Genomic DNA, 21,137 nt, shown 5'->3' with positions numbered 1-21,137 from the left:
GCGTCAGGACGGGCCGTCCGCGGGCCGCTCGTCCAGCGGCAGCAGCACCTGGAACCGGGTGTCGCCCGGCTCGGACTCCACCCGCAGGTCGCCGTGGTGGCGGTTCACCACGATCCGCCAGGAGATGTCCAGGCCCAGCCCGGTGCCGTCCCCCACCGGCTTGGTGGTGAAGAACGGCTCGAAGATCCGCTGCAGGTTCTCCTCCGGGATGCCCGGCCCGCTGTCGCGGATCTCCACCATCAGCCGGTCGCCGGCCGGGCGGGTGCTCACCGTCAGCGTCCCGGAGCCCTCCATCGCCGCCACCGCGTTGTCGATCAGGTTGGTCCACACCTGGTTGAGCTCGCCCGCGTACGCCGGGACGGCGGGCAGCGAACGGTCGTACTCCTTCACCACCCGCACCCCCGAACCGATCTTGCCGGACAGCATGACCAGCGTGGAGTCCAGGCCCTCGTGGACGTCGATCCACTGGAACGGGGCGCGGTCCATCTGGGAGTACTGCTTGGCCGCCCCCAGCAGCTTGGAGATCCGGGCGGTGGCGTCCTCGATCTCCCCCATCAGCGTCTCGGTCTCCAGCGCGTAGCCCAGCCAGCGCAGCGCCGCGTTCAGGAACTCCTCCCCGACCGCGTCGTTGACCTCGTCCAGGTCGGACACGGCGATCCCGGCCGGGACGAAGGTGGGCGCCAGGTCCCAGCCGTCGGACACGTCGTGGTCGTCGAGCCAGTCGATCAGCTCGTCCTCCCGGTCGGCGACCTCCATGGCGGTCAGCTTCGGCGCCGCCGCGACCCGCTTGACCAGCCGCTCCTGGACGTCGATCAGCTTCTCCAGCAGGCCGGGCTCGATGTCGTGCTGGGCCAGCAGCGCCAGCTTGTGCCGCATCCCCGCGACCCGCTCGCGCAGCGACGCGGTCGCCCGCACCGCCGCCGCGGCCGGGTTGTTCAGCTCGTGGGTGAGGCCCGCCGACAGCGCCCCCAGCGCCAGCAGCCGCTCCCGCTGCCCCACCACCAGCTGGATGTTGCGGCTGCCGATGAGCATGCCCTCCAGCAGGTGCGTCGCCATCGGGAACCAGGTGCGGAACCGCTCGGCCAGCTCCTCGGCCGGCAGCAGGAAGAACGTGGTGTCGGTGACCGAGTACACCGACATCCCGTACCGCGGGTCCTCCTGATCCGCCAGGAAGAACTGGGTGGCGCCGGAGTAGACGCCGCGCTGGTCGGAGCGGACGGTCTCCACCTCCTCGCCCCGCACCGCCCGCGTCATCCGCATCGTGCCGCTCAGCAGCACGAAGAAGCACGTCGCCGGCTCGCCCTCGCGGAACACCGCGGCGCCCCGCGAGAACGCCTCGACCTGCCCGTGGGCCGACACCCAGTCGAGCTGCGCGGGGTCGAGCCCCGCGAACAGGAACAGTGTCTTCAGGTCGGCCGGGGCCAGCCTCTCCTCGTCGCTCACCGTTCCTCCAGATAGCGGTGCACCAGGGTCACGGCCATCGCGCCTTCGCCGACCGCCGAGGCCACCCGTTTCACTGACTGGGCCCGCACGTCCCCGGCCACGAACACGCCCGGGACGGACGACTCCAGGTAGTAGGGGTCGCGGTCCAGCGGCCACCCCACCGGCCGGTTCCCCTCGTCCAGCAGATCGGGCCCGGTGCACACGAAACCGTGGTCGTCACGCGCCAGCGTGTCGCCCAGCCAGTCGGTGTGGGGCGCGGCGCCGATGAAGACGAAGACGTGCCCGGTCCGGACCTCCTCCGTCCTGCCGGTGTCGGCGTCGCACAGCGTCAGCTCCTCCAGGTGCCCGTCGCCCTTGGCCGCGGCGACCGTCGTGCGCAGCCGCACCTCGATGTTGTCGATGGCCCGGATCTGCTCGATCAGGTAGTGCGACATCGACTGGCCCAGGTCCTTGCCGCGGACCAGCAGCGTCACCTTGCGGGCGTACCGGGAGAAGAACACCGCCGCCTGGCCCGCCGAGTTGGCCCCGCCGACGATGTAGACGTCCTCGCCCTCGCACGACTGCGCCTCCGTCGACGCCGACCCGTAGTAGATCCCGCGCCCGGTCAGCTCCCCGCAGCCCGCCGCGTTCAGCGACCGGTACATGACGCCGGTGGCCAGCACGACCGAGTGCGCCGCGATCTCCGAGCCGTCCTCGAACCGCACCACCCGCGCCGAACCCCGCGTCTCCAGCGCCACCACGCCACGCGCCGTCAGCACCTCCGCGCCGAACTTGCGGGCCTGCCGCCGGGCCCGGTCGGTCAGCTGAGCGCCCGACACGCCGTCGGGAAAGCCCAGGTAGTTCTCGATACGAGAACTCTGTCCGGCCTGCCCGCCGGTCGCCTTCTTCTCCACCAGCACCGTGCGCAGGCCCTCGGACGCCCCGTACACCGCCGCGCCCAGCCCCGCCGGGCCGCCGCCCACCACGATCAGGTCGTAGAACTCGCTGGCGGGATCGGTCGACAGGCCCGCCGCCGCGGCGATCTCGTGCCCGGCCGGACGGATCAGCGCGGTGCCGTCCGGGGTGACGACCACCGGGATGTCGTCGGGACCGGCCTCCGCGGCCTCAAGGAGCCGCTTGCCCTCCGGCTCGTCCACCGAGTACCAGCGGTAGGGGACGGCGTTGCGGGCCAGGAAGTCGCGCACCCGGTACGAGGGCTCCGACCAGCGGTGCCCCACCACCTTGATCTCCTCGACCGGCCGTTCGCCGACCGCCCTCCAGGTCTCCACCAGGGCGTCCACCACCGGATAGAGCTTCTCCTCGGGCGGGTCCCAGGGCTTGAGCAGGTAGTGGTCGACGTCCACCACGTTGATCGCCTGGATCGCCGCCTCGGTGTCGGCATAGGCGGTCAGCAGCGCCCGGCGGGCCCGCGGAAAGAGGTCCATCGCCTGTTCGAGGAACTCGATGCCGTTCATCTGGGGCATCCGGTAGTCGGCCAGGATCGCCGCCACCGTCTCGCCGCGCAGCTTGATCTCGCGCAGCGCCTCCAGCGCGTCGGCACCGGACGAGGCCCGCATCACCCGGTAGTCAGGGCCGTACCTTCGGCGCAGGTCACGGGCGACGGCACGGGACACCGACGGGTCGTCATCGACGGTCAACAGGATCGGCTGGCTCATGGAACGCATCATCCCCTACAGGACGGCGAATCGCTCCTCAGTGAGGCTCCCCTGGCTCTCGTTTGGAGGGCGCCAGCAGTGCCGACTCCAGCCTCTCCATGAGCAACAGCACGACCAGCGCCACCAGAGGGGCCATCAGCAGCGTGAGGATGGCACTCACCTCCCACACGGGTTGGGGTATTTGCGGCCAGACCACAATCGGCCACAAATCCGACAACAGTGCCTCTACCTCCCGAAACACCCCCTAAACCCCCCGGCCCACCAGCCCGTCCCTGAAGAACAGCCTGGAGGCACCTGCCGCGAGGCGATGAAGCCCGCATCTCCCGCCTCCGTACGCGTCCGCCCCGCTTCCCGCCATTGAGATCGATCGCCGACAGCATCGAGTACCCCGCAGGCACCCAAGCCACTTACGTCACACCCGTTGACCAACCCCACGGCCGGAACCCGACCCGCCGCTTCCCAACTAGCCGGCCGACGCAACCGATTCGGCCTCACACTCCGCCCAGACGACCTTCCCGCCCTCATTGAGCGCCCGCGTCCCCCAACGCACGACCAGTTGCGTCATGAGCAGCAGCCCCCGCCCCGATTCACTGAGTTCATCGGGCGTCCGCACGACCGGGGCCTCGTCCGACCGATCCCACGCCTCCACCACAGGCCGCCCGTCCCGCAGGTAAACGCGCACCACGATCGGATCTCCCGGCTGCGATCCGTGCTTGACGGCATTCGTGGCCAGCTCCGTGACGACCGTCCGCGCGACAAAGCTGTCCAGGCCCCACGCCCCGAGAATCAGCCCCACCCAATCCCGCGCCTCCTTGATCGCTTCCGGCTGCGCTTTCAACACGATCGTCGGCGGTTCGGCCATCTTCCCTCCCAATGTTCGTGACCCACCGCACAGACTTACTGACTCGGCGTAATCTCAGGGGAGAAGCGAACGAGGACAAACGAGTCCTCGGCAGGCGGTTGCAGAGAGGTGGCACCATGGCGTCACGCAAGCCGACCCCGCAGACCATCGCCTTCGGCGCGGAACTCCACCGCCGCCGCGAAACGGCCGGCCTCTCCCGCCTCGAACTGGCCAAACTCATCAGCATCAGCCGCAGCTACATCGGCCAGGTCGAGACGGGCGTAACCCGTTGCCGCGAGGAGTTCGCCCAGTGCGCCGACAACGCCCTCGGCTGCGCCCCCGCCCTAGAGGACGCCTGGAACGACCTACTCCGCTCCTCCGGCTACCCCAAGTGGTTCGCCGACTACCCCCAAGCCGAATCCACCGCCGCCCTCCTCCGCGCCTTCTCGGCAACGTACGTGGACGGGCTCCTGCAAAGGGAGGACTACGCCCGTGTACTCCTCGCGTCAGACCAGACGGGCCTCGAAGGGCGACTCCGGCGGCAGCAGATCCTTACGCGAGAGAACCCGCCCCGGCTTGTGGTGGTCCTGGAAGAGAGTGTGCTGGCACGACAGGTCGGCAGCCGGGAAGTGATGCACGCCCAGTGCGAGTACCTCCTGGAGGTCTCGCAGGCCGAGAACATCACACTGCAGATCGCTTCCACGATGTACCACCGGGGCGTCTCGAGCGCCTTCAACATCGCCACCCAGCCCAACGGCGAGGAACTCGTTCATCAAGAGACCTCGACTGGTGGCGTCACATCCAATGATGTGGGCGATATCTTGCACCTCGTCAGCGCATTCGCGGAGTTGCAGGCGCGCTCTCTGAGCGTCAGTGACTCGCGCGAGTTCCTACGAAAGGCGGTGGTCCGGTGGAGCCCGTGACCTGGCGAAAGGCTCGTCTGAGCAATGATCAGGGCGGTGCGTGTGTGGAACTGGCGGGGCTGCCCGAGGGAGTCGCGGTGCGGGACTCCAAGGACCCGCAGGGGCCGAGGCTCATGGTGAGCCGTGAGGCGTTCAGGACGTTCGCGGCGTCCCTGAAGAAGTAGCCCCGATCAGACGAGGCCCCGGCGCGTGCCGGGGTTTCGCTTTTTCTGGGACGCGTCCGGTGCAACCCTGGCTGGAACACTCGGCGCAAGGATGGTGGTGGACGTGTCTGAGATCGTGTGGCGGAAGGCCACCCGGAGTGACAACCTCGGTGGCAACTGCGTGGAGGTAGCGGCGCTTCCCGGTGTGGTTGCTGTACGAGACTCGAAGGATCCGCAGGGGCCGAGCCTCATGGTGAGCTGGGAAGCGTTCAGGACGTTCGCTGCGTCCCTCAAGAACTAGCCCTCGGAGGACGAGGGCCCGGCGGGCTTCCCCCTTTCCCTGGGACGCGTCGGATGCAACTCTGGCGGAGGTGCTCGGCACAAGGGTGGTGGTGGACGTGACCAAGGCCGTGTGGCGGAAAGCCAGCCGAAGCAACGACCAGGGCGGCTTGTGTGTGGAGCTGGCCAGCCTTCCCGGCACAGTCGCTGTGCGGGATTCCAAGGACCCGGAGGGGCCAATGCTCCTGGTCAGCCGAGAGGCGTTCAGGGCGTTCGCGGTGTCCTTGAAGAAGTAGCCCTCGGAGGATGAGGCTCCGGCAGGTGCCGAGGCATCTCTTTCTCTGGGGCGCGTCTGATGCGACTCTGGCGGAGGTACTCGGCCACAAGGATGGTGGACGTGGCTTTAGCCCGGCAAGTCCAGGCTGGACCCGTCGAGTCTCCTGAGCGACCGCCAGAAGCCGACGCCGCCCCTTGTCGAGCTCTTCTGCCGTGTCACCAGCGGCGATGGTGGTGGTGGTGTTGACGACCTTGCGCGGCGACGCCGGTGGGAGTACCAGCGCGGGCGGCCCCGGATCAGAGCGGGGTGAGGACGCAGAACCCACGCGTGTGGGGACGGCCCCCCAATCAGCATTGAACAGGCCGCGCGTGATCGCGCGCTCCTCACGCTCGCGGGGTGGGGCGGTAGAACGGCCCGCCAGCAGACGTTGGCGGGACGGCCGCGAGGACAAGGCGCGTCTTCACCTGGCGTGCTTACAGGTCGAACGCATCCCGGACCTGCTGGAAGAGGCCGCGGTAGTCGGTGCCGAAGGCGGCCGCGGCGGCATAGAGAGCGTCGAGCGCGGCCTGCAACGGGTCGGCCGAGACCGCGCCCAACAGTGCCGGCACGGCCGCCGCCTGCTGGGAGAAGTTGTCGACCTCCCCTTGAGGAAGCGTGACCGTCGTTCTCGGCACGCTTTCGTCGGCGAACAGTCTGGGCCAGACCTGTTCGAAGTCGTCGAAGGGCGGGGGAAGGTCGCGGCCCTGTTGCATGGCGGCCAGGGCGGGGGCGATCCAATCGATGCCCGTCAGACCCGCCACCTGGTAGGCGCGTCGCGCCGCCCACCGGGCGATGTCACGCTGCAGTTCCGGATCGGTCGCCGCTATCGACTCGGCCAGGTCGCGATCAAGGCGAACCAAGCCGGGCGCGTTACCGGCAACGCGCCGAAGCCGCTCGCTGGGCAGTTGTCCGCCCCATAGAAGCATCTCAGAACGCAGCCTGGCTTTTTCCTGCTCGCGTTCCTGCTTGCGTTCCTTTTCCAGCTCGGCAAGACGCGCCGCCTCGGCTCTTTCTGCGGGCGTCGGGGCCGGAGGCAGACCGCGGGCGAACTCGTGCCAGTACGCGGCGATCTCAGTGGTCTGCTTCAGTACGCGATCGGGTTCGGGCGGGGCCGGCCAGAACTGCAGAAGGTAGCGGTCGATCAGCGGCTCGTCCTCGAGCCTGGTGTCGGCGTCCCTGGCCGCCCTCATTCCGCTGGCGCAGCACCGGACGCGGTAGTCGACCCGATCGAGTTCGAGGTCCCACCTGGCCTCCCCCGCCCACTGCATCAGGACGACGTCGTCCGTCTCCGGTGTGAAGGAGACTTCGACGATCTCCTCCCAGGCCCCGTCGTCGATCAGGGGCGGCTCATCATGCGACTCGACGGCGAACCCGACGTTGCCGGTGTGCAGGCCGGTGGTCAAGAACAACATTCCGGGTTCCGCCGCGCCGCACAACCCGTTGACCTGACCCGCGAAGCAATCGCGCAGGCTGCTGCCGAAACTCTGCGAGCTGTGCACGTACACCTGGCTGTAGTGGACGTGCACTTCACCGCTGAACAGCAACTGCATGACCGACTCCTGATCCCTCGATCGCCGAAGCCGAGACTGTCACCTCACACCGACATTTTCTGTCGCCCGCGCTCCCGCCAGGTCGCGTCACCTCGGCAATGCGGAATGCCACAACCGAGGGACCCACCTGCCCGACTTCGCGATTCAAGAACGCTTGTGCCTAGTAACGCCGCCAGGAGGGATCCGCAGGTGTGGAAATATCTGTGATCAACCGTGTCGACGACCCAACCTTGACTACTGTAAGTGATCTTCCTTCTACTGCAGCGGACACGTCAGAGACCGCGCAATAACCTAAGGCCGTGTGGCGAAAAGCCAACCGCAGCAACGACCAAGGCGGTGCATGCATCGAGGTGGCCGGGTTCCCCGGCGCGGTTGCCGTACGTGACTCCAAGGACCTGGACGGGCCGCGTCTCCTGGTGAGCCATGAGGTCTTCAAGGCGTTCGCGGTGTCCTTGAAAAGGTAATCCCTCGGAAACTGGGCCCCGCATATGCCGGGGCCAGCTTTCTCTAGGACGCTTGCGGTGCGACTCTGGCAGGAGCGCTCGATACCAGGGTGGTGGTGCACGTGTCCAAGATCGTGTGGCGGAGGGCCAGCCGGAGCAACGACCAGGGCGGCCACTGCGTGGAGGTGGCCAGCCTTCCCGGCGCAGTCGCTGTGCGGGATTCCAAGGACCCGGAGGGGCCGCGTCTCCTGGTGAGCCATGAGGCGTTCAGGACGTTCGCTGTGTCCGTGAAGGGGATGGGCTCGACGTGAGCGCGATCGTGTGGCGGAAGGCCAGCCGGAGCAACGAGCACGGCGGTGCTTGTATCGAGGTGGCAGAGCTCCCTGGTGCAGTGGGCGTACGAGACTCCAAAGATCCGGACGGGCCGCAACTTGTGGTCAGTCGTGAGGCGTTCGGAGCGCTCGCGGCGGCTTTGGGGAGGCAGGTCGAGTGAGAGGCGGCTGGGCGGTGAGCACCGGACGGCGCTGGCAGGACATCAAGGACGAAGCCCACCGCCGTTACCCCGAGTTGGGCGGACCGTCAACGGCAGGCTCGCGCCCGTGCGCAGCCTGACGCTTGGGTCGCTGGTCACCGCCTCAACCCAGGCGGTGAGTCGCCCAGTTGCGGATAGCGTGTGAATTGCATGCGGTGGAACGCGAGCGGACGGCGGGACTTGTGGGGTGCCGTGCCGCCATCGAGGGAGAGGGTGACCATGCCTGGGCGGGCTCCGCAGGATTGGGAAGAGCTGGAGCGGGAGTTGTACGCGGCCGGGGTCTCACCGGCGGAGGTGGAGGCCGGGACGCGCAGGCTGCTGGCTGAGACCAGGGGCCATCAACTCGCGGAGGCGCGTAGGCGGGCGGGTCTTGCTCAGGGGGACGTCGCGGCGCGATGGGAGTGAATGTCGCTCCCTTTGGCCGGTTCAGGTGCGTACGGTGGTGGGAGCGCGCTTGAGCAGAGGAGGCCGCCGTGCCGGAGACCGTCCGCTGGCGTAAGAGCAGCCACAGCCACAACAACTCCCAGCAGCAGTGCGTCGAGGTCGCGGCGGTGGCCCACGCGATCGGCATCCGGGACAGTGAGAACCCGGCAGGGCCGCGCCTCGCGGTGAGCCGGGCGGCCTTCCGGAGCCTGGTCGAGCGGGTGAAGGCTGGCGACCTCAACTGACCTGGCGAGGATGCCACGCCGTGCCCTTGTTCGGGAGCCTTGCTGGTGTTTCCTCCGGGTGCTGCCCGTCCGTTCCGCCGCCGGTGTGCGGTGATTGTTGCTGGGCGGGTTGGCCGCTGACCGCGCTGGTCATCGGTGTGGCCTTTGATCGGGGTGCATGGCAACTTCGTGTTCGCCCTGCCCGTCCTGGCTTACCTGACTGGTCTGCGCCGCAGCGCGGACGTGGGCGCGGCGCTGGTTCCGGCCCGCGATTGGTTCGTGCTGGCCTGGCTGGTGGGCCGCTGCCGGCGCAGGCTGCTCCGGGCCGGGCGGCGGCACGTCGAGGGGCCGCGCGAACGAGCCCGGACACTGGCGGCGTGTGCCGAGGCCCCGGCCTGGACGGCCACCAGCGGGAGTGCTGCGGGACGCTGGCGTCGTCCTGTCGCAGGAGCACCCGCCCCCGTGCCGTTGTGCGGCAGGTGCTTCCGCCAGGTTTCGATGCACGCCGAAGACCCTGAGCCGCGCATCTAGGGGGACGGGGTTCATTTCAGGGTGACGATCTCGTGCATTCCCTGGGCGGCGAACATCCGGCCGGTGCGGTAGTCGGTGATCCAGGTGACCAGGGCGTACGTGCCCGGTCGTAGGCCGACCGAGATGACCGTGGAGCGGCCCGGCGACAGCGGTACCGTGCCGATGGGGCCTCCGGTGAACGGGGGCGAGGCCGCCTCGCCGGCTTCCAGGGCGGTGAAGAAGGCGCCGACGTGGGCGCGGGTCGTGCCCTCCCGTACGGGCATGAAGATCGCCTCGTTGAACTGGCGGGACCGGTTGGTCACACGGATCGGGGCCCCGGCGCGCAGGACGCCCGAGACGCCGAACCGCGCCGTCTGGTGCTGGACGATCTCCGCCTCGGCCCGAGGCCGGGTGCGGCCCGGGCCGAGGACGCGCAGTGTGCGGACCTTGGCCTCCAAGCCGGGGGACCCGACGTCCTTGAAGTCGAGCAGGTGGTAGGTGCCCTGCCGGAGCGTGGGCGTGAAGGTGACGGGAACGCCGGGCAGGACGGCCGCGCCGCCGTACATCACCACGTCGCGTTCGGCGGCCCGCGATCCGGCCAGGGCCGCTTCGGGGTCGGACTCGTCGTAGGCCTGTTCGAGGTCGGCCAGGTACCGCTGGAGCGACACCCCCTTCCGGAGCTGGACCAGTCCGATGTACGCGCCGTCGGGATCGGTCGCGGTCACCCGGAAGGACGTGGCCTCCGGCACGGTGGCCGGGGCGGTGAACCCGTCGGGCGTGACGGTGATCTCGGATGCCCTGGCCTGCGATCGGGCGGCGTGGGCGGGGGTGACGGCGGTGGCCAGCAGGGAGACGATCAGTGCTGAAGCGGTGAGGATTCGCATGGGCCAAAACTCGCCCATCCAAGATCACCACGGCATCTGGCTCCGGCCGTATCTCCCCGGCGCTCCCTACGACCGCAGATGTAGGAGGGAGGAGAACCTGAGAGGTAAGGACTCGCGGCCGAGAAGGGTGGCTGGGGGCGGTTGGGGGTTGGCTCTTGCGGGTGACGTTGATTCGGCGGTGCCGTTCCTAGTGTGAACGCCCATGCGAAGGTATGTGGCGTTGGTGAGCGGGGCCTTGGCCCTGACGACCGTGGTGACGGCGCAGCCGGCCGTGGCGCGTACGGATCAGGCGGAGCTGCGGCGGGTGATGCAGCGGTTGACCGCGCAGGACGGCGCGGTGGGCGCGCAGGCGCTGGTGACCGGACGGGGGGAGCGTACGGCCATTGCCGAAGGGCTGGGCGACGTGCGCACCGGGACACCGATGCCGCGCGGGGGGCGGTTCCGGATCGGCAGCCTGACCAAGCCGTTCGTCGCGACCGTGGTGCTCCAGCTCGTGGGCGAGGGCAAGGTCGAGCTGGACGCGCCCGTGGAGCGCTACCTCCCCGGGGTGGTGCGTGGCAACGGCAACGACGGGCGGGAGATCACCGTACGGAACCTCCTCCAGCACACGACCGGCCTGCCGGACTACCTGCGGCTCCTCTCGCCGCAGCACTTCATCGAGCACCGGTACGAGGATCACGATCCGCGCGAGCTCCTGCAGGTCGCGCTCGACCATGACAGGCTCTTCGAGCCCAGGTCGCAGTGGAGCTACTCCAACACCAACTACATCCTGGTCGCCATGATCATCGAGCGTGTGACCGGTCGTTCGCACGGGGAGGAGATCGACCGGCGCATCGTGCGGCCGCTGCACCTGCGCGACACGTCCGTGCCCGGGGACGAGACCGGCATCGGCAGCGGGCATGCGCGCGGGTACGTGCGGGCGGGGTCCGAGCTGCTCGACCTCACCGAGCTCAACGCCTCCATGGCGTTCGGCGGCGGCGACATGATCTCCAGTGCCGCGGACGTGAACCGGTTCCTCGGCGCGCTGGTCAGGGGCAGGCTGCTGCGACCGGACCAGCAGCGCGAGATGATGACGACCCGGCCCACCGGTGGCTCCTCGGGCAGCGAGTACGGGCTGGGCCTGCAGAGGTTCCAGCTGGACGGCTGCGAAGGCGAGTTCTGGGGCCACGGCGGGGACATGCTCGGCTACACCGCCAAGTCCGGCGTGACCCTGGACGGCCGCCGGCAGGTCACCGTCATGATCAACCTCAACCCCGGCGGCACCCAGGCCCAGGAGGACGACCAGGGACGCGCCGTCTCCGCCGCCCTGTGCGACTGACGGGTCTGGAAAGGGTCTCCGCGCGGGGTGCCCCAGTCTGTCGCAACAGAAAGGGTTTGGGTCGTTCCGTGTTGTTACCGTCTGCCGTGGTGTGAGGCGGACGGGCAGGGGGCATGCCGGTGACGACGTTCAGCACGCGCAGCGACAGCGATCTGCTGGCAGGGTTCCGTGCGGCGGTGGACGCGTTCCTCGATCGCACGCTCCAAGACAAACTGGCCACCGACGCTGGCGCGCACCTGGCCGTGCCGGTGAGTGTCCTGCGGGACTTCCTGGGCGGGGGCGGGGAGCGCCTGCGGCCGATGTACTGCTACTGCGGCTGGCTGGCGGGTGGCGGCGATCCCGACGACCCTACGGTGGTGCGCCTCGGGGCCGCCGTCGAGCTGCACCACGCCCGCTACCTGCCCCTGCCGGGGTTGGGCGAGAACGCCGCGGTGCTGCTGGGCGACCTGTGCGCGAGCTGGGCGGACGAGCTGTTCGGCTCGATGCGCGAGGCCCGGCGGATGTTCGCCCGGATGCGCACCGAACTCGTGGTGGGCCAGTACCTGGACCTCTGCGCGACCGGCACCGTCCAGCAGGCGCTGACCGTCGACCGGTACAAGTCGGGCAGCTACACCGTCCAGCGGCCGCTGCACATCGGCGCGGCCGCCGCGGGCGCTGACGCGCGGGTCCTGGCGGCGTGCAGCGCCTACGGGCTGCCGCTCGGCCAGGCGTTCCAGATGTGCGACGACCTGGAGGACGTGATGGGGCACCCCGGCCGCCTGAGGGAGGGCAAGTCGACCGTGGTCGTCGCCCTGGCCGTGCGGCGCGCAGACCCGGCGCAGCGGCTGCGGCTCGGCGCGCTGCTGGGCGATCCCGGCCTGGACGAGGCGGGCGCGGCCGAGGCCCGCGCGATCATCGCCGCCACCGGCGCCGTCTCCGTCACCACCGAGATGATCGGGGAGTATCGCGAGCGCGCCCTGTCCGCCCTGCGCGCCGCCCCGTTCCCCGCGGAAGTGGCACGCCTGCTGACTATCCTCGCCGGATGCGACTCGACCTGATCACGATCGTCGTGGACGACTACGATCCCGCCATCGAGTTCTACACCCGCGCCCTGGGCTTCGACCTGGTCGAGGACTCTCCGTCGCGGACGAATGACGGCCGTCCGAAACGGTGGGTCGTCGTCCGGCCGCCGGGCGCCGAGACCGGCATCCTGCTCGCCCGCGCGGACGGCCCGCAGCAGACCCCCGCCGTCGGGAACCAGGTCGCCGGACGCGTGGGGTTCTTTCTCCAGGTGGACGACTTCGACGCCGCCCACGCGCGCATGACGGCCGCCGGTGTCGAGTTCGTCAAGCCGCCCCGGACGGAGCCCTACGGGCGCGTCGCCGTCTTCCTCGACATCGCCGGCAACCGCTGGGACCTCCTGGGTCCTGCCTGACCCGCTGGGCGTGCCGCCCGCACCGCGGCCGTGCGGCGCGGGACTGGCTATTCAAGTTTGACTAGCGGTGTGATCGGGTCCTACCGTGACGGCATGGCCGAGAAGACCATTCCGATCTTTCCCTGCCGGGACATCGACGACTGCTGGGCGTTCTACGAGGCGCTCGGGTTCGAGCTGACCTTCCGGGAGACGCGCCCCTACCCCTTCCTGGCGGTCCGCTACGGCGACATCGAGGTGCAGTTCGGGGGCATGAAGGCGCACGACCCGAACACCGGCCTCTTCAGCTGCTACGTCCTGACCACTGATGTCGACGGCCTGTACGCGGCGTTCCGCGGCAACCTCAAGGCCGCGCTCGGCCGGATCCCCGCGCGCGGGCTGCCCCGGATCGGCCGGCTCGGCGACATGTCGTACGGCGTCCGCCAGTTCCTGGTGACCGACCCGGACGGCAACCAGCTGCGCATCGGCCAGCCGATCTCCGACCACTTCGAGCACCGGCCCGCGCCCAAGGACAAGGTCGGCCGCGCCCTCCACACGGCACGGCTGTACGTGAACTCCAAGGAGGACTTCGCCGGAGCCGCCAAGATCCTCGATCACCTCCTCGCGGACGCGGACGGCCTGACGGCGGCGCAGCGGGTCGAGGCGCTGGTCCTGCGCGCCGACGTCGCCGTGCACATGGAGGAGGGCGGCCGGGCCAGGGAACTGGTGGACGAGGCCGCGCGCGTCGAGCTGACCCCCGGCGAGCGCGAGGCCGTACGCGACGAACTGCGGCGGCTGGACGACCTGAACGAAGCCGTCTGAGCCCGCGAAGCCCTCAGGGCAGGGGCGGCGCGGGGTTTCTTCCGCCAGGTCTTCGTTCTCGCCCGCGCCGTCGCGGAGAGCCCGCGGGGCCGGGCTGCGCCGTGGCGATGATCCTGGGGCGCGGGCGGTTTTGGGGAGGCTTGACCGGTCGTTAGGTTTGCATAAAACACATTCTTCCTAGGCTCGTTGGAAAGACCCATACAGATCAAAGAGGGCGAGAGGCGAAGCGTAAATTACACGGAAAGGAATGAAGGTATGCGCCTCATTATCATTGGTCTGATGACAGCGGTAATGACGCTCGCAGGACTCCTGGGGGTCACCGCCATCAGCGCTTCGGCCACCACCGGCCAGCAGGTCGTCAAGGACCATCACGGAGACGGCGACCGGTACGGCGACTGGTGGAACAACGGCCGCGACAACGGGTACCGGCACGACCGCGGCGACTTCCGGGATCACGGCGACTTCGGCCGCCACGGTGACTTCGGCCGCTTCGGCGACTTCAACCGCCACGGTGACTTCGGGCGCCACGGTGACTTCGGCAACTTCGGCGACTTCGGGTTCTTCGGGCGCTGATGGCTGTCAGCAAAAGCTCCGGCAAACTGGTGCCGGGGCTTTTTGCTGGACGCCGCCGGCAGCGCGCGGTGGCCGCTTGTCCTGAGGGGTGGCCGGGCGGGACCGGGACGCGGAGCCGTGTCGTCCGGGACCGGTGCCTGCCTACCGTGAACGCGGCAGTCGACGCACGGGGGAGACGTGATGATCACTCAGGAACTGCGGACCGTGGTGTGGCTGATGATGGGGTCCACGGGGAGCGCGCCGGGGACGCTGCGGTTGGGGGACGGGCGGCTGACGTTCGAGGCGTACGGGCGGGGCGCGCTCACCGGCGGCCAGCTCCGCGAGGTCGAGAAGCGGTCGGGGCGGCCCGGCCTGGCCGCCCACCTGGACGGCGGGCACGCGGGGGTCGTGTTCGACGTCGCCGCGTCCGGGATCGGCAAGGTCACCTTCCCCTGGTACTACTTCGGCGGCGGGATGAAGCTCACCGCGGCGGGCTCGCCCTACCGGTTCTCCTTCCTCCAGCCGCAGAACACGATGCTGACGGAGCGGCTCGGCGGGATCCCTGCCGGGCGGGCGTGCGGGCGGGCGTGGAAGGAAGCGCTGCGCTGAGGTTTTCCACAGGACGGAGTGCATAGGGCGGGCCGGGGACGGTGATGATAGGGCCTGTCGCCAAGGCCCGGTCACCAGGCGAGCGCCGCAGGCCGGGCGGCCTAGGGTGGGCGGCGACGATGCCGTCCACGAGGAGGGAACTGTCCATGGCGCATGAAGTCCGCGGAGTGGTGGCCAAGGGCAAGGGCGAGCCGGTCTCGGTGGAGACCGTCCTGGTGCCCGACCCGGGTCCGGGTGAGGCCCTGGTGAAGGTGCAGGCGTGCGGGGTCTGCCACACCGACCTGCACTACCGGGAAGGCGGTATCAACGACGAGTTCCCGTTCCTGCTGGGCCACGAGGCCGCCGGGGTGGTCGAGGAGGTCGGGGACGGCGTCACCGAGGTGGAGCCCGGCGACTTCGTGATCCTGAACTGGCGGGCGGTGTGCGGGCAGTGCCGGGCGTGCCTGCGGGGCCGTCCCTGGTACTGCTTCGACACCCACAACGCGAAGCAGAAGATGACCTTGGCGGACGGGACGGAGCTGTCGCCCGCGCTCGGCATCGGCGCGTTCGCGGAGAAGACGCTGGTGGCGGCGGGGCAGTGCACCAAGGTGGACCCGGAAGCGAGCGCTGCCGCGGCCGGGCTGCTGGGCTGCGGGGTGATGGCCGGGCTGGGCGCCGCGATCAACACCGGCGGGGTGACCCGGGGCGACAGCGTCGCGGTGATCGGCTGCGGCGGGGTCGGGAGCGCCGCGGTCGCGGGGGCGCGGCTGGCCGGCGCCGCGAAGATCATCGCGGTGGACATCGACGCCCGGAAGCTGGAGTGGGCCACCGGGCTGGGCGCCACCCACACGATCGACGCGTCCGCGGCCGACCCGGTGGCGGGGATCCGCGAGCTGACCGGCGGGTTCGGCGCGGACGTGGTGATCGACGCGGTGGGCCGGCCGGAGACCTACGAGCAGGCGTTCTTCGCCCGCGACCTGGCCGGGACCGTGGTCCTGGTCGGGGTGCCCACCCCGGAGATGCGGCTGGAGCTGCCGCTGCTGGAGGTGTTCGGGCGGGGCGGGGCGCTGAAGTCCTCCTGGTACGGCGACTGCCTGCCCTCCCGCGACTTCCCGATGCTGATCGACCTGTACCGGCAGGGGCGGCTCGACCTGGACGCGTTCGTGTCCGAGACGATCGCGCTGGACGAGGTAGAGGCCGCGTTCACCAAGATGCACCACGGCGACGTGCTGCGCTCGGTGGTGATCTTCCCGTGAGCGCCCGCGTCGACCACGCCGTCACCTCGGGGACCTTCTCCCTGGACGGCCAGACCTTCGACGTCGACAACAACGTGTGGGTGCTCGGGGACGACGCCGAGTGCGTGGTCGTCGACGCGCCGCACGACGCGGAGGCGATCCGGGAGGTGGTCGGGGACCGCAGGCTGGTGGCGGTCCTGGCGACGCACGCCCACGACGACCACGTGCGGGTGGCCCCGGAGCTGGCCGACGCGACCGGGGCGGAGATCCTGCTGCATCCGGCCGACCTGCCGGTGTGGCGGCTCACCCACACCGAGCGCAGGCCGACAGGGGAGCTGGCGGACGGCCAGGTCCTCGAGGTCGCGGGCACCCGGATCGAGGTGATCCACACGCCGGGGCACGCGCCCGGCGCGGTCTGCTTCTACGTCCCCGATCTGGGGGTGCTGTTCAGCGGCGACACCCTCTTCCAGGGCGGGCCGGGGGCGACCGGGCGGTCGTTCTCCGACTTCAACCTGATCATCGCCTCGATCCGGGACCGGCTGCTGGAACTGCCGCCGGAGACGGTCGTCCACACCGGGCACGGCGACAGCACCACGATCGGGGCGGAGGCGCCCCACCTGCAGGAGTGGATCGACCGGGGGCACTGAGCCGCTCTCCGGCGGGGCCCGCGGCGAGTCGTCCCGCGGGCCCTTCGCGCGCGAGGGATGAGTACGCCGCCGGGGTCGCGTTGAGTAGTACGACGGGTGGCGCCTCGACTACTCTGCCGATTCAATGATCACAATCCTGAAGGAACGGTGACAGGCCGGACACCGCGCGGGTGGTGACGGGGGGATCATGGCGGCAGTGGAGACGGCGGCGGGGTTCACGGAGCGGCTCGCGCCGCGGCTGGGGCGGCTGACCCTGCGGGAGCGGTGGCGCCGGGCCCGCCTCCAGGGCTACTCGTGGGCGCTCACCGGGGCGTACCGGACGGCGTCCCTGCACCCGGCCGTGTGGCGGCTGGTGGCCCGCGGCTACCATCCGGCGCTCGACCGGCTGGCCGCCCGGCACGCCCGCGTGGCCTGCGAGTTCGGCGCGGTGGACGTCCCCGCGTACCGCGACTTCGTGCGGCGGCACGCGGGCGGGCGGCGGCCGCGCCGGCTGGCCGACTTCCCGGAGATGACCAAGCAGAACTACGCGGGCGTGTACGACGAGGCCAGCCGCTGCCAGGAGGGCCGGCTGCACCGGGCCGGGGTGGTCGTGGACGAGTCGTCCGGCTCCACCGGCAAGCCGTACAACTGGGTGCGGGGCCCGCGCGAGCTGAAGGCGATCTACCGGAACGCGGCCGGGTACATCGAGCTGGTCTTCCCCGGCGAGAAGCTGTTCGTGATCAACGGCTACTCGATGGGCGCCTGGGCCACCGGCACCACCACCGGGACGGCGATGACGCGGATCGCGATGGTGAAGAACACCGGTCCCGACCTCGAGAAGATCGTGGACACGCTGGAGCACTTCGGCCCCGGCTACGACTACGTGATCACCGCGTACCCGCCGTTCCTGAAGCATCTGCAGGACCGCCTGGACGCGATCGGGTTCCCCTGGGAGCGGTACCGGATCCGGGGGATGGTCGGCGGCGAGGGCATGACCGAGGCGCTGCGCGCGTACCTGGAGCGGCGTTTCGAGGAGGTCCGTTCCGCGTACGGGGCGAGCGACCTGACGATCGGGATGGGCGCGGAGACCGGGTTCACGGTGTGGCTGCGCAGGCGGCTGGCGGCGGATCCGGAGCTGCGCCGCGAGCTGCTGGGCGAGGACGAGCAGCGGCTGCCGATGATCTTCCACTACAACCCGCTGGAGACGTTCCTGGAGGTCAACGGGCGCGGCGAGCTGCTCTGCACGATCAACACCAAGAGCTGCCTGCAGCCCAAGCTGCGCTACAACGTGGGCGACGAGGCGCGGCTGCATCCGCTGACCCGGGTCAAGGAGATCATCCGCCGCGATCCGGAGCGCTGGGCGGACTGCCGCAGGGCGACGGCGGACGAGCGGATGGCGCTCCCGCTGTTGTTCCTGTTCGGGCGGGCCGACAGCACGGTCTCCTACATGGGCGCGAACCTCTACCCGCAGGACGTGGAGTACGGCCTGTACGAGGGCAACCCGTACGCCGCCGACATCGCCCGGTTCTGCATGTCGCTGGAGGAGCTGCCCGACCTGGAGTCGCGTCCGGTCGTCAACATCGAGTTGCGCCCCGGCGTGGAGCTGGACGAGGAGGCCACCGCGATCCTGGTCGAGACGTGCCGCAGGGGGGTCCTCGACCATCTGGCGTCGGTGTCGCGGGACTTCGCCGAGTCGCTCAAGGAGGATCCGGCGGCCGGCGACCTGCGGGTCCGGGTGTTCGCCGAGAACGAGGGGCCGTTCGAGGGCGCGAGCAGGCTCAAGAACACCTACCTCGTCAAGGAGGCGTCCTGATGCGGACCACCGACTTCAGCAAGGCGCCGCCGCAGGGGCAGGCCACCGCGATGTTCGTCGGCGCGACCCGGTACCGCGGCCCGGTCTCGATCATCACGCTCACCTTCACCTGGTACCGGATGGTCCGCGACATGAAGCGGATGAAGGGCTACCGCTGGCACAAGGTGTACTGGGAGTTCCCGTACACGCTGGGCACGCTGGCGTTCTTCAGCGACCGGGACGCGCTGCTCCGGTTCGCCCGCAGCCGCCACCACCGCAAGCTGATGGTGTGGGTGACGGACGGGCGGAAGAACGCGACGGGCGGCTACATCCGGCTCTACAACGCCGAGCCGGAGGGGTACAGCAACGGGGTGTGGCGGGCCGAGGGCGACGTCATGGCGCACATTCCGGAGTTCACGGCGCTGTCGGGCGAGGAGCAGGGGCCGCCGGTCGTCCGTGAGCGCCGGTGAGCTTCGCGTTCGCGGCGGTGGAGGGCCGCCGCGACCTGCGGGAGTTCGTCGCGTTCACGCGCCGCGTGTACGGGCGCGACCCGCGGCACGTCCCGGTGCTGGCGCAGCAGATCCGCGGCTGGCATCGCGGCGAGGTCCCGGGCGTGCGGCTGCACCTGCTCCGGGACGCGTCCGGCCGGGTCGTCGGCCGGACGACGTTGCACACGGACGCCGCCTTCGACGCCAAGCTCGGCAAGCGCCTCCAGTTGTTCGGGCTGACGGAGTTCCTGGACGAGGACGGCGTGCCCGAGGCGCTGTTCGGCGCGATCTGCGCGGCGGGGCGGGCGGCGGGCCGGGACGCGGCGTTCGGGCCGGTGTCGCTGCTGCCCAACCAGGCCGGCGGGGTGATCACCTCCGGGTACGCGGAACGCGGTTTCATCGACAGCGCATGGAATCACCCCTATTACCCGCGCGCGTACGAGACCTGCGGCTTCTCGCGCCGTTTCGAGTCCGACACCTGGATCTGCCCGGCGACCGCCGATCCCGAGGCCGCGTTCCCTTTCGACGACGCCCGGATCGCCGCCGAGGACCTGGTCCTGCACCGCGGCGACAGGAAACGGTTCCGCGCGCAACTGCCCATCCTGCGCGAGATGCTGAACGCGAGCTTCGCCCAGCTCGGCTACTACACCGAGATCTCCGCCGAGCAGCTCGACCGGGCGACCGACGGCCTGGCGCACCTGATCGACGAGTCGCTGCTGCTGTACCTGACCAGGGCGGGGCGGCCGGTGGCGTTCGTGCTGTGCGTCCCGGACATCTCCGAGTTCGTCGTGAAGACGGGCGGCGACCTGGGCCTGCCCAACCAGCTCCGGCTGCTGCTCACGCGGTCCCGGTACCGCCGCGACGCCGTTCTCATCATCAAGGGCACGGTTCCGGAGGCGCAGGGGCGCGGCTACATGCGGCTGCTCTCGCGCGAGCTGCTGCGCAATGTGCGGGCCGGCGGATATGAATTCCTCCGCAGCACGTATGTGGAGCGCGCCAACCCCGGTTCGGCGGCACAATACGAAGCGATGGGCGGACGTCCCCTGCACGGATACACGTTCTACGAGAAAGGCTTCCATTGAAGCCCGACGCACTGCGGGAACTGGAACCGGACTTCTGGCGCGCGCCCAGCGCGCACAACACCCAGCCCTGGGTGCTCCGCTACCGCGAGGACTCGGTCGAGATCGGGTGGGACCCGGCCCGCACGCTCCCGGTCGGCGATCCCGCCGGCCGGGATCTGCGGCTCGCGCTGGGCGCGTTCACCGAGACGTGCCTGATCGTGTGCGCGGACGCGGGCCTGCGGGTGGAGTTCCGGCAGGACCACTCCGAGGCCGACCGCCGGGCGGGGTACCTGGCCGGGGTGGAGGGCCGGTACCCGGCGCCGTACACGACGCCGTTCACGGCGCAGGACGTGCGCGACCGCCGTACCGGGCGCGGCGCGTACGAGCCGGGGCGCCTGGACGAGGCGGTGATCGGCCGCCTGGAGAAGCTGGCCGCCGAGGAGAAGGCGGAGGTGCGCCGCGTCCCGTGCCGCGAGCTGATCGAGCTGGCCTACGACGCCGACCGGCACCTGTTCTCGACCCCGCCCATCGCCCGTGAGCTGCGCGCGTGGCTGCGCCTCGACCCCGAGGACCCGCGCTACGAGCAGGACGGCCTCACCGACCGCGCCCTGGGCCTGACCCGCATGGAGACGCGTGCGCTGCGGGCGGCGCTGTCCCGGCGCGGCTACCCGCTGCTGCGCCGCCTCGGGGTTCCCAAGCTGATGGCGTCCTCGTCCCGCAGGACGCTCGACTATGACGGCGAGGTCGTCGTCCTGGTGGGCCGGCCCGGCTGCACGGACGGCGAGCAGGTCGCGCTGGGGCGCGTCCTGATGCGCCAGTGGCTGACGCTGTCGACGCTCGGCTACACGACCCATCCGGTCAGCCAGATCATCGACGTGGAGATCACCAAGCAGCGGCTGGCCCGGCTCCTGGGGATCGACGACCCGTCGCGGCTCCTCAACGTCACGCGGGTGGGCCGTCCGAAGGCGACCCCGCCCGCCTCGGCCCGCCTGCCCCGGTAGCCGGGCGGACCCGGCGCAGGCCCCACCGGGTTTCCGCGCGCCATGCGAAGGCACCGTGGACCGGTCCCGTCAAGTACTTGCTAGCCGTCCAGGAAGTT

27 protein-coding genes are annotated in these 21,137 nt (G+C 70.2%); 21 read left to right on the top strand and 6 right to left on the bottom strand.

Features of this window, described 5'->3' with window-relative positions:
• Positions 1-3 precede the first annotated feature (3 nt).
• The 4 genes from ACFPZN_RS28500 to ACFPZN_RS28485 form a co-directional block, all read right to left on the bottom strand.
• Positions 4-1,443 carry an ATP-binding protein gene (locus tag ACFPZN_RS28500; RefSeq protein ID WP_378285308.1) on the bottom strand — a complete coding sequence of 480 codons (1,440 nt, stop codon included), beginning with the start codon at positions 1,441-1,443 and terminating at the stop codon, positions 4-6.
• Positions 1,440-3,098 carry an NAD(P)/FAD-dependent oxidoreductase gene (locus ACFPZN_RS28495; protein WP_378285307.1) on the bottom strand — a complete coding sequence of 553 codons (1,659 nt, stop codon included), beginning with the start codon at positions 3,096-3,098 and terminating at the stop codon, positions 1,440-1,442. The genes ACFPZN_RS28500 and ACFPZN_RS28495 overlap by 4 nt, the downstream gene beginning before the upstream one ends.
• Before the next feature lie 37 nt (positions 3,099-3,135).
• Positions 3,136-3,258, bottom strand: coding sequence for a hypothetical protein (locus tag ACFPZN_RS28490; protein WP_378285306.1), 123 nt, complete (start codon positions 3,256-3,258; stop codon positions 3,136-3,138).
• Positions 3,259-3,561: 303 nt separating this feature from the next.
• Positions 3,562-3,960: an ATP-binding protein gene (locus tag ACFPZN_RS28485; protein WP_378285305.1), complete on the bottom strand. Its 399-nt coding sequence runs from the start codon at positions 3,958-3,960 to the stop codon at positions 3,562-3,564.
• A gap of 116 nt (positions 3,961-4,076) precedes the next feature.
• Here ACFPZN_RS28485 and ACFPZN_RS28480 point away from each other — a divergent pair, with 116 nt between their 5' ends.
• The 4 genes from ACFPZN_RS28480 (at position 4,077) to ACFPZN_RS28465 (ending at position 5,580) form a co-directional block, all read left to right on the top strand.
• Entirely contained in the window at positions 4,077-4,862 is a 786-nt protein-coding gene (locus tag ACFPZN_RS28480; RefSeq protein WP_378285304.1) for a helix-turn-helix domain-containing protein, read from the top strand.
• Positions 4,850-5,026 (top strand): DUF397 domain-containing protein, encoded by a 177-nt coding sequence (locus ACFPZN_RS28475; RefSeq protein ID WP_378285303.1) that lies wholly within the window; start codon positions 4,850-4,852, stop codon positions 5,024-5,026. Before ACFPZN_RS28480 ends, ACFPZN_RS28475 begins: the two co-directional genes overlap by 13 nt.
• A 91-nt stretch (positions 5,027-5,117) precedes the next feature.
• Positions 5,118-5,306, top strand: a complete 189-nt coding sequence (locus ACFPZN_RS28470) for a DUF397 domain-containing protein (protein ID WP_378285302.1) — start codon at positions 5,118-5,120, stop codon at positions 5,304-5,306.
• 70 nt (positions 5,307-5,376) lie between these two features.
• Positions 5,377-5,580, top strand: a complete 204-nt coding sequence (locus tag ACFPZN_RS28465; RefSeq protein WP_378285301.1) for a DUF397 domain-containing protein — start codon at positions 5,377-5,379, stop codon at positions 5,578-5,580.
• Positions 5,581-6,034: 454 nt separating this feature from the next.
• Here ACFPZN_RS28465 and ACFPZN_RS28460 read toward each other — a convergent pair whose 3' ends face one another.
• The gene (locus ACFPZN_RS28460) at positions 6,035-7,150 is read right to left on the bottom strand and encodes a hypothetical protein (RefSeq protein WP_378285300.1); all 1,116 of its coding nucleotides are present in this window, start codon (positions 7,148-7,150) and stop codon (positions 6,035-6,037) included.
• Positions 7,151-7,449: 299 nt separating this feature from the next.
• Between ACFPZN_RS28460 and ACFPZN_RS28455 the strand changes: the two genes are divergently transcribed.
• From ACFPZN_RS28455 to ACFPZN_RS28435, 5 genes are all read left to right on the top strand, one after another.
• Positions 7,450-7,614: a DUF397 domain-containing protein gene (locus tag ACFPZN_RS28455; RefSeq protein WP_378285299.1), complete on the top strand. Its 165-nt coding sequence runs from the start codon at positions 7,450-7,452 to the stop codon at positions 7,612-7,614.
• Between the two features lie 89 nt (positions 7,615-7,703).
• The gene (locus tag ACFPZN_RS28450) at positions 7,704-7,904 is read left to right on the top strand and encodes a DUF397 domain-containing protein (RefSeq protein WP_378285298.1); all 201 of its coding nucleotides are present in this window, start codon (positions 7,704-7,706) and stop codon (positions 7,902-7,904) included.
• The gene (locus ACFPZN_RS28445; protein ID WP_378285297.1) at positions 7,901-8,086 is read left to right on the top strand and encodes a DUF397 domain-containing protein; all 186 of its coding nucleotides are present in this window, start codon (positions 7,901-7,903) and stop codon (positions 8,084-8,086) included. Before ACFPZN_RS28450 ends, ACFPZN_RS28445 begins: the two co-directional genes overlap by 4 nt.
• A 512-nt stretch (positions 8,087-8,598) precedes the next feature.
• Positions 8,599-8,793 carry a DUF397 domain-containing protein gene (locus ACFPZN_RS28440; RefSeq protein WP_378285296.1) on the top strand — a complete coding sequence of 65 codons (195 nt, stop codon included), beginning with the start codon at positions 8,599-8,601 and terminating at the stop codon, positions 8,791-8,793.
• Positions 8,794-8,937: 144 nt separating this feature from the next.
• Complete coding sequence (locus tag ACFPZN_RS28435; protein WP_378285295.1) at positions 8,938-9,303, top strand: hypothetical protein; 366 nt, start codon at positions 8,938-8,940, stop codon at positions 9,301-9,303.
• Between the two features lie 11 nt (positions 9,304-9,314).
• Here ACFPZN_RS28435 and ACFPZN_RS28430 read toward each other — a convergent pair whose 3' ends face one another.
• Positions 9,315-10,166, bottom strand: coding sequence for a hypothetical protein (locus ACFPZN_RS28430; RefSeq protein WP_378285294.1), 852 nt, complete (start codon positions 10,164-10,166; stop codon positions 9,315-9,317).
• A gap of 223 nt (positions 10,167-10,389) precedes the next feature.
• Between ACFPZN_RS28430 and ACFPZN_RS28425 the strand changes: the two genes are divergently transcribed.
• The 12 genes from ACFPZN_RS28425 (at position 10,390) to ACFPZN_RS28370 (ending at position 21,039) form a co-directional block, all read left to right on the top strand.
• A complete protein-coding gene (locus ACFPZN_RS28425; protein WP_378285293.1) occupies positions 10,390-11,484 on the top strand; it encodes a serine hydrolase domain-containing protein in 1,095 nt (364 codons plus the stop codon).
• A 119-nt stretch (positions 11,485-11,603) separates the two neighbouring features.
• A complete protein-coding gene (locus ACFPZN_RS28420; RefSeq protein WP_378285292.1) occupies positions 11,604-12,521 on the top strand; it encodes a polyprenyl synthetase family protein in 918 nt (305 codons plus the stop codon).
• Positions 12,506-12,898 carry a VOC family protein gene (locus ACFPZN_RS28415; protein ID WP_378285291.1) on the top strand — a complete coding sequence of 131 codons (393 nt, stop codon included), beginning with the start codon at positions 12,506-12,508 and terminating at the stop codon, positions 12,896-12,898. Before ACFPZN_RS28420 ends, ACFPZN_RS28415 begins: the two co-directional genes overlap by 16 nt.
• A 93-nt stretch (positions 12,899-12,991) precedes the next feature.
• On the top strand, positions 12,992-13,696 hold the full coding sequence (locus ACFPZN_RS28410; RefSeq protein WP_378285290.1) for a bleomycin resistance protein: 705 nt from the start codon (positions 12,992-12,994) through the stop codon (positions 13,694-13,696).
• A 279-nt stretch (positions 13,697-13,975) separates the two neighbouring features.
• Positions 13,976-14,269 carry a hypothetical protein gene (locus tag ACFPZN_RS28405; RefSeq protein WP_378285289.1) on the top strand — a complete coding sequence of 98 codons (294 nt, stop codon included), beginning with the start codon at positions 13,976-13,978 and terminating at the stop codon, positions 14,267-14,269.
• Positions 14,270-14,449: 180 nt separating this feature from the next.
• The gene (locus ACFPZN_RS28400) at positions 14,450-14,857 is read left to right on the top strand and encodes a hypothetical protein (protein ID WP_378285288.1); all 408 of its coding nucleotides are present in this window, start codon (positions 14,450-14,452) and stop codon (positions 14,855-14,857) included.
• 146 nt (positions 14,858-15,003) lie between these two features.
• Positions 15,004-16,092, top strand: coding sequence for an S-(hydroxymethyl)mycothiol dehydrogenase (locus tag ACFPZN_RS28395; RefSeq protein ID WP_378285287.1), 1,089 nt, complete (start codon positions 15,004-15,006; stop codon positions 16,090-16,092).
• A complete protein-coding gene (locus tag ACFPZN_RS28390) occupies positions 16,089-16,718 on the top strand; it encodes an MBL fold metallo-hydrolase (protein WP_378285286.1) in 630 nt (209 codons plus the stop codon). Before ACFPZN_RS28395 ends, ACFPZN_RS28390 begins: the two co-directional genes overlap by 4 nt.
• Positions 16,719-16,905: 187 nt before the next feature.
• Positions 16,906-18,510 (top strand): phenylacetate--CoA ligase family protein, encoded by a 1,605-nt coding sequence (locus ACFPZN_RS28385; RefSeq protein ID WP_378285285.1) that lies wholly within the window; start codon positions 16,906-16,908, stop codon positions 18,508-18,510.
• A complete protein-coding gene (locus ACFPZN_RS28380; protein ID WP_378285284.1) occupies positions 18,510-18,959 on the top strand; it encodes a DUF4188 domain-containing protein in 450 nt (149 codons plus the stop codon). The genes ACFPZN_RS28385 and ACFPZN_RS28380 overlap by 1 nt, the downstream gene beginning before the upstream one ends.
• The gene (locus ACFPZN_RS28375) at positions 18,956-20,059 is read left to right on the top strand and encodes a GNAT family N-acetyltransferase (protein ID WP_378285283.1); all 1,104 of its coding nucleotides are present in this window, start codon (positions 18,956-18,958) and stop codon (positions 20,057-20,059) included. Before ACFPZN_RS28380 ends, ACFPZN_RS28375 begins: the two co-directional genes overlap by 4 nt.
• Complete coding sequence (locus ACFPZN_RS28370) at positions 20,056-21,039, top strand: nitroreductase family protein (RefSeq protein ID WP_378285282.1); 984 nt, start codon at positions 20,056-20,058, stop codon at positions 21,037-21,039. Before ACFPZN_RS28375 ends, ACFPZN_RS28370 begins: the two co-directional genes overlap by 4 nt.
• The last annotated feature ends 98 nt before the right edge of the window (positions 21,040-21,137 follow it).

Source organism: Actinomadura rugatobispora (assembly GCF_042656285.1).
Taxonomy (GTDB): domain Bacteria; phylum Actinomycetota; class Actinomycetes; order Streptosporangiales; family Streptosporangiaceae; genus Spirillospora; species Spirillospora rugatobispora.
The sequence above is the reverse complement of the archived record's forward strand: the minus strand, read 5'-3'. Positions and strand labels throughout refer to the sequence as shown.